Origin of the sequence: Nocardioides sp. (assembly GCF_025965415.1) — a bacterium.
Classification (GTDB): Bacteria; Actinomycetota; Actinomycetes; order Propionibacteriales; family Nocardioidaceae; genus Nocardioides.
The window spans coordinates 1-6,559 of record NZ_JAOPWY010000058.1; the positions used below are offsets into that span (position 1 = coordinate 1).

6 protein-coding genes are annotated in these 6,559 nt (G+C 72.1%); 3 read left to right on the plus strand and 3 right to left on the minus strand.

What is annotated here, in order from left to right; all coding sequences use genetic code 11:
* The coding region (locus tag JWN97_RS06530; RefSeq protein ID WP_297620185.1) for an MFS transporter at positions 1-669 on the plus strand (669 nt) is incomplete at its 5' end.
* Between the two features lie 3 nt (positions 670-672).
* On the opposite strand, the gene JWN97_RS06535 is transcribed toward JWN97_RS06530, so the two are convergent.
* Positions 673-1,452, minus strand: a complete 780-nt coding sequence (locus JWN97_RS06535; RefSeq protein WP_297620188.1) for an exodeoxyribonuclease III — start codon at positions 1,450-1,452, stop codon at positions 673-675.
* Positions 1,453-1,598: 146 nt separating this feature from the next.
* On the opposite strand from JWN97_RS06535, the gene JWN97_RS06540 reads away from it, so the two are divergent.
* Positions 1,599-3,404 carry an acyl-CoA dehydrogenase gene (locus JWN97_RS06540; protein WP_297620192.1) on the plus strand — a complete coding sequence of 602 codons (1,806 nt, stop codon included), beginning with the start codon at positions 1,599-1,601 and terminating at the stop codon, positions 3,402-3,404.
* Here the strand turns inward: JWN97_RS06540 and JWN97_RS06545 are convergent.
* The gene (locus JWN97_RS06545; RefSeq protein ID WP_297620195.1) at positions 3,401-4,933 is read right to left on the minus strand and encodes a PH domain-containing protein; all 1,533 of its coding nucleotides are present in this window, start codon (positions 4,931-4,933) and stop codon (positions 3,401-3,403) included. The genes JWN97_RS06540 and JWN97_RS06545 overlap by 4 nt on opposite strands.
* Positions 4,930-5,433 (minus strand): PH domain-containing protein, encoded by a 504-nt coding sequence (locus tag JWN97_RS06550; protein ID WP_297620198.1) that lies wholly within the window; start codon positions 5,431-5,433, stop codon positions 4,930-4,932. The genes JWN97_RS06545 and JWN97_RS06550 overlap by 4 nt, the downstream gene beginning before the upstream one ends.
* 134 nt (positions 5,434-5,567) lie before the next feature.
* Here JWN97_RS06550 and JWN97_RS06555 point away from each other — a divergent pair, with 134 nt between their 5' ends.
* Complete coding sequence (locus JWN97_RS06555) at positions 5,568-6,392, plus strand: M57 family metalloprotease (RefSeq protein ID WP_297620201.1); 825 nt, start codon at positions 5,568-5,570, stop codon at positions 6,390-6,392.
* Positions 6,393-6,559 lie beyond the last annotated feature (167 nt).

Sequence of the window (6,559 nt, forward strand, 5' to 3'; positions counted from 1 at the left end):
GGTCCGCCGCCGCACCAGCAGGTCGGGTCGAGTGCCGGACGGGCGCTCGGGGTGCTGCGCGACGCCGCGCGCAGCCGGACCTTCTGGCTACTCTCGGGTGGCTTCGCGATCTGCGGCATGACGACCAACGGCCTCATCGCCACCCACTTCGTGCCCGCGGCGCACGACCACGGCATGCCGGCCACCACGGCGGCGTCGCTGCTCGCGGTCGTCGGCATCTTCGACGTGGTCGGCACCATCGCCTCCGGCTGGCTCACCGACAAGGTCGACCCGCGGCTGCTGCTCGTCGGCTACTACGTCCTGCGCGGCGTCGGGCTGATGACGCTGCCGGCGCTGATGGCGCCCCACGTCGCGCCCAGCATGTGGGTGTTCATCATCGTCTACGGCCTCGACTGGGTGGCCACCGTGCCGCCGACGGTCGCGCTGTGCCGCGAGCACTTCGGGGCCGGGGTGGGTCCCATCGTCTTCGGCTGGGTGTTCGCCAGCCACCAGGTGGGCGCGGCCGTCGCGGCCACGGGCGCCGGCGTGGTCCGCGACCTCACGGGCGGCTACGACCCGGCGTTCTACGCCGCGGCCGGACTGTGCGCGATCGCCGGGCTGATGTCGTACGCCATCCGCAGGACGCCGCAGCCGGTCGGCACGCCGTCGGAGACCGCCGGCGTCATGTGAGCCTCAGCCGAGGTCGACGACCACCGGCGCGTGGTCCGACGGCGAGCCCGTGCCCTGGGCGGGGTCGCGCTCGTCGCGGTCGATGAAGGCCCCGGTCACCCGGTTGGCCAGGGCCGGTGAGCCGAGGACGAAGTCGATCTTGAGCCCGCGGTCGCGCTCGAAGCGCTGGCGGTAGTAGTCCCAGTAGGTGTAGCCCGGCGCGTGCGCGCGCGTCGTCTCGGCCCAGCCGTCGTCGAGGAACCCCTGGAAGGCGGCCCGCTCGGGCGGGGTGACGTGGGTCGACTTCGCGAACTGCGCGGGGTCGAAGACGTCGTCGTCGGTGGGGCAGATGTTCCAGTCGCCGACGAGCGCGGTCGGCACGTCGAGCCACCCCCGGGCGCTCTCGCGGAGCCGGGCCAACCAGTCGAGCTTGTAGACGTAGTGGGGGTCGTCGGGCTTGCGCCCGTTGGGGACGTAGAGCGACCAGACACGCACCCCGCCGCAGGTGGCCCCGATCGCGCGCGCCTCCGCGGCGGCGGGATCGCCGTACGGCGGCATGTCGGCGAAGCCGACCTCGACGTCCTCCAGCCCGACGCGCGAGAGGATCGCGACGCCGTTCCACTGGTTGAGCCCGGCGACGGCGATGTCGTAGCCCAGCGCCTGCAGGCCCATCAACGGGAGCTGGTCCTCGCGGGCCTTGGTCTCCTGCAGGGCCAGCACGTCGATGTCGTGGCGCTGCACGAAGGCCTCGACGCGGTCGATGCGGGAGCGGAGGGAGTTGACGTTCCAGGTGGCGATGCGCACGCCTCCACCCTAGGGATCCCTCGAACGACGGTGCGCCGCGGCTCCGAGGGCGTACCCTGAGGACCAGCGCGCGCGCCCCTTCTGTCCCGAGCGGAGGGGGCGTTCGTCGTCCCGGGCCACCGGGGGTCGCGGGGTAGCGTCTGCCCGTGTCCACCCCCACCTCCCGGATCTTCTCCGCACGCGACCTCGAGTTCATGCTCTTCGAGTGGCTCGACGTCGAGCAGCTGAGCCAGCGACCGCGCTTCGCCGAGCACGACCGCGAGTCGTACGACGCCCTGCTGGCGCTGTGCGAGCAGCTCGCGACCGAGCACTTCGCGCCCCACTACCGCAAGAGCGACACCGAGGAGCCGGCCTTCGACGGCGAGAAGGTGCGGCTGATCCCGGAGATCGAGGCGGCGCTGGCGAAGTTTGCCCAGGCCGACCTGATGGGCCTCACCCTCGACGAGGAGGTCGGCGGGCTCCAGCTGCCCCACGTCGTGGCGTCGGCCTGCATGGCGTGGTTCACCGCCGCCAACATCGGCACCGCGGCGTACTCCTTCCTGACCGTGGCGAACGCCGGGCTGCTGCTCGCCCACGGCACCCCCGAGCAGGTCGAGCGGTTCGTCCAGCCCATGCTGGAGGGCCGCTTCTTCGGCACGATGACCCTCTCGGAGCCGCACGCCGGCTCCAGCCTCGGCGACGTGATCACCCGCGCCGTCCCCGCTGACGACGGCACCCACCGGATCTTCGGCAGCAAGATGTGGATCTCCGGCGGCGACCACGAGATGGGCGACAACATCGTCCACCTGGTGCTCGCCAAGCTGCCCGACGCGCCCCCCGGCACGCGAGGCATCTCGCTGTTCATCGTGCCGAAGTGGCTCGTCGCCGACGACGGCTCGATCGGCGAGCGCAACGACGTCGCGCTCGCCGGCATCAACCACAAGCTGGGCAGCCGCGGGACGGTCAACACCGCGCCCGTCTTCGGCGGCGGCGCCTTCACGCCCGGGGGTGCCGCCGGGGCCGTCGGCTACCTCGTCGGCGAGCCGCACAAGGGCCTGTCCTACATGTTCCACATGATGAACGCCGCGCGCCTCGGCGTCGGGATGTCGGCGACCACGACCGCCTACACGGCCTACCTCAAGTCGCTCGACTACGCCCGCGGCCGGCCCCAGGGGCGCCCGCTGACCGACGCCGACCCGACCGCGCCGCAGGTGCCGATCATCGAGCACGCCGACGTGCGCCGGATGCTGCTGGCGCAGAAGTCGTACGTCGAGGGGGCGCTGGCGCTCAACCTCTACTGCTCGCGGCTGCTCGACCAGCAGGCGACCGCCGAGGACGACGCCGAGCGGCTCGCGACCGGCCAGCTCCTCGACGTGCTGACGCCGATCGCCAAGTCGTGGCCCTCGCAGTGGGGCCAGGAGAGCAACAGCCTGGCGATCCAGGTGCTCGGCGGCTCGGGCTACACCCGCGACTACGACGTCGAGGCGCACTGGCGCGACCAGCGGCTCAACCCGATCCACGAGGGCACGCACGGCATCCAGGCGCTGGACCTGCTCGGCCGCAAGGTGCTCGGCGGCGGTGGTGCCGCCATGCTCGCGCTCGCCGGCCGGATGGAGGAGACCGTCGGCCGCGCGACCGAGCTGGGTGGCGAGCCCGCTGCGTACGCCGTCGCGCTCAAGGCGATGGTCGATCGGCTCGGTGAGGTCACCCTCGGGCTGGCCGCTCTGGGCGACCCCGAGAAGGTCATGGCCAACGCGACCGTCTACCTCGAGGCCGCCGGCCACGTCGTCATCGCCTGGATGTGGCTCGAGCAGCTCGTCGCGGTGGGGGAGAAGGCCGGCGACTTCTACGACGGCAAGCGGGCCGCGGCGCGCTACTTCTTCCGCTGGGAGCTGCCCAAGGTGGCCCCGATGCTCGACCTGCTCGCCTCGGCCGACACCACCACGCTGGAGATGCGCGCGGACTGGTTCTAGGCCCGCGTCGCCGGCACGTCGACGAAGTCGGTCAGCAGGCCCGGCGTCGCGCGGTCGGCCAGGGCGACGGCGACGTCGAGTCGTACGTCGCGCACCAGCACGCGCTCCGCGCCCGCGGCCGTGGTCGCCGTCAGGTCGGCCAGCCCGATCCGGCGCTGCCACCACGACTGGCTGACGACCCAGCCGATGATGCCGTCGGTCTCCAGCACGGTGCGGATCCGAGCGAGTGCGCCGCGGCCGGCGACGAGGTGGTCGCCGGCGAGCGCGTGGCCGAGGTGGCGGTAGGACGACTCGCCCACGAGCGCCGCGAGCGCGAGCGCCGCGAGGGCGACCGGCACCGGCCACCACCAGGGGAAGGCCCACCACCACACGGCCACACCCACGGCGAGGGGCAGCAGGAGGGACACGCGCACCTCGCGCAGCCACGCACGTCGCCGGGCGAGCGGGCCGTGCTCGACGAGGGGCCGGGTGAAGGGGTCCGACCCCGCGAGCACCGCCTCCCCGACCGACACCGCGACGTCGCGCGGGCACGGCGGCAGGACGGCGGTGACGCCGTCCTCGACGCCCGTGGCGAGCGTCGAGAGCTCGGCCCCGCCGACCAGGCGCAGGAGCATCGGCTCGGTCAGCTCGACGCCGCGGACCTTGGCCTCCTCGACGGTGATCGAGCGGGTCGTGAAGAGGCCGTGGGAGAGGTGGAACGCACCGTGCTCGCGCACCAGGCGGAAGTTCCACCACTGGATGACGTAGCCGCTCACCGCGACGAGGACCCACGCCGCCAGGCCGACGACGAGCACGACGGCGACCACGGCGACCAGGGCGAACTGGCGCACCCAGTCCCAGGCCGAGGTCGCCGTGTCCTCGTTCCAGATCGGGAGGTTGTCGGCGAACTGCGAGAGCACGCCGATCGCGCCGGCCAGCAGCACGAGCCGGGTGAGGCTGAAGGGTGCGAAGCGCAGCCAGGACCAGTCGATGCGGGCGAGGAGCTCGGGCGCGGGTCCCGGCCGGTCGAGCGGGGCCTGGGTCTCGCCGGCGTCGTCCTCCTGGTGGTCGAGCGCCGTCGGCACCCCGGCGGCCTCGCGGCGGCGCAGCAGCGTCGTACGCAGTGCAGCAGCGTCGTCGCGGGCCAAGGCGTCGAGCTCGATCCGGTCGTCGTCGACGCCGGTGCCGATCTGGACCTTCTGGACGCCCAGGATCCGGTGCAGCAGTGAGGCCTCGAGGTCGACGCTGCGCACCCGGTCGAGCGGGGCCGTGGACGTGCTCTTGTTGAGGACGCCGCGGCGGACCTGCACCTGGGTGTCGGTGAGGCGGTAGTGGGTGGTGAGCCAGGGGATCGCGCCGAGCGCGATCGGCCCGATGAGCATGACCGGGAAGATGATGGGCCAGTAGTCCATGCCTCCCTGGCTGACGCCGATCAGGGCCACGAAGGCGGGCACCAGCGCCTGCCGCACCACCTTGATCGGGTCGAGGAGGAGCTTGCGCGGGCTGAGCCGGGACCACCCCTCGCCGGGGGAGCCGGGTGCGGGGATCACGTCGCGTCGTCCGCAGTGGCGGAGGTGATCGCGGTCAGGCGTGCGACGACCTCGCGGGCGGTGTCGGCGTCGAGGCAGTCGACGGTGATGGGGCCGGCGGCGGAGGCGGTGGTGACGGTGATGGAGGCCAGCCCGAACACGCGCATGAGGGCGCCCTGGCGGGAGTCGACCGTCTGGACGCGGCTGATCGGCGCGATCCGGCTCTGCCGCCCGATCCAGCCCTCGCGGGTGTGGACGGCGGTGTCGGTGACCTCCCACCGGTGCACGCGGAACCGGATGCGCGGCATCAGCACGACGTGCGCGGTGGCCAGCGCGGCGAGGAGCAGCACGACGAGGCCCACCCAGCCCGGGACCCCGGGGATGAGCAGCCACGCGACGACGGCGCCGAGGACGGGCAGGGCGTCGCCGATCAGGGCCGACACCCGCCAGAACGGGACCGCGCGCGGCGAGACCTGATGGGCCGGCGCGCGCAGCACCGGCGTACCCCCGACGTCACTCATGTGGGCGAGTCTTTCAGGGGACGTGCAACTTCGTGCAGTGCACACACCTGACCCGGCATGACCCTTCCGCCCGGTGGTCTAGACCGGGTTGGTTGGAAGGGCCAGTCCGTGTCCAACCGGAAGAAGTGAGTCGAATGTCGAACAGCAGGATCAGCCGGATCACCACCGCGACGCTCGGGGCAGCAGCCCTGACCCTCTCGATGAGCCCCAGCGCGACCGCTGCCACCTCGCAGGAGGACGTGCCGACCTTCGCGGAGTTCAAGGCCTCGACCTTCCGTGACGTCGGAGGTCAGTACGTCGTCAACGGCGACGAGACGATCGCGACCACCACGAAGCTGCGCGACTACTACGACACGATGGTCAACCGGCAGGACGGCACCGGCTCGACGTCCCTCGTCGTCAACACCGCGGGGGGCACCGACGACCTGTGGTCTGCGAGTCAGGCGCGGAACCTGACCTATTGCGTGAGCAACGGCTTCGGTGCCGACAAGGCCGCGGTCGTGTCCGCGATGCAGTCGGGCGCGGGGCAGTGGGAGGCCGCCTCCAGCGGGGTCAACTTCACCTACGTCTCGTCGGCCGACGCCAGCTGCACGGTGTCCAACAGCGCGGTGGTGTTCTCGGTCGAGCCGACCTTCACCTCCGAGTACATCGCACGGGCGTTCTTCCCGAGCAGCCCGGACAGCCAGCGCAACGTCCTGGTCAACGCGTCCTCGCTGCAGAGCTCCGGGTCGTGGACGCCGTCCAACATCCTGGCCCACGAGCTCGGGCACACGCTGGGCTTCCGCCACGAGCACACGCGTCCCGAGGCCGGCACCTGCTTCGAGGACAACAACTGGCGCCCGCTGACGCCGTACGACTCGGCGTCGATCATGCACTACCCGCAGTGCAACGGATCCTCGAGCGATCTCTCCATGACCGAGACCGACCGCCAGGGGGCGCGATCGGTGTACGGCTCCTGACGGGTCGCTGACACCCGCAGGAGGGAGGGCCCAGCCGTTCGGCTGGGCCCTCCAGCATGTCCGGGGTCGCGTTTCGTCCGGGGGAGTGCCGCCGCCGTAGACTCCCCGCCCGTGGCTCTCACCATCGGCATCGTCGGTCTCCCCAACGCGGGCAAGTCGACCCTCTT

What these genes read in the sequence shown, in the direction of transcription:
- JWN97_RS06550 (WP_297620198.1), bottom strand. Translation starts at nt 5,433, where the DNA reads ATGAGTGACGTCGGGGGTACGCCGGTGCTGCGCGCGCCGGCCCATCAG.
- JWN97_RS06555 (WP_297620201.1), top strand. Translation starts at nt 5,568, where the DNA reads ATGTCGAACAGCAGGATCAGCCGGATCACCACCGCGACGCTCGGGGCA.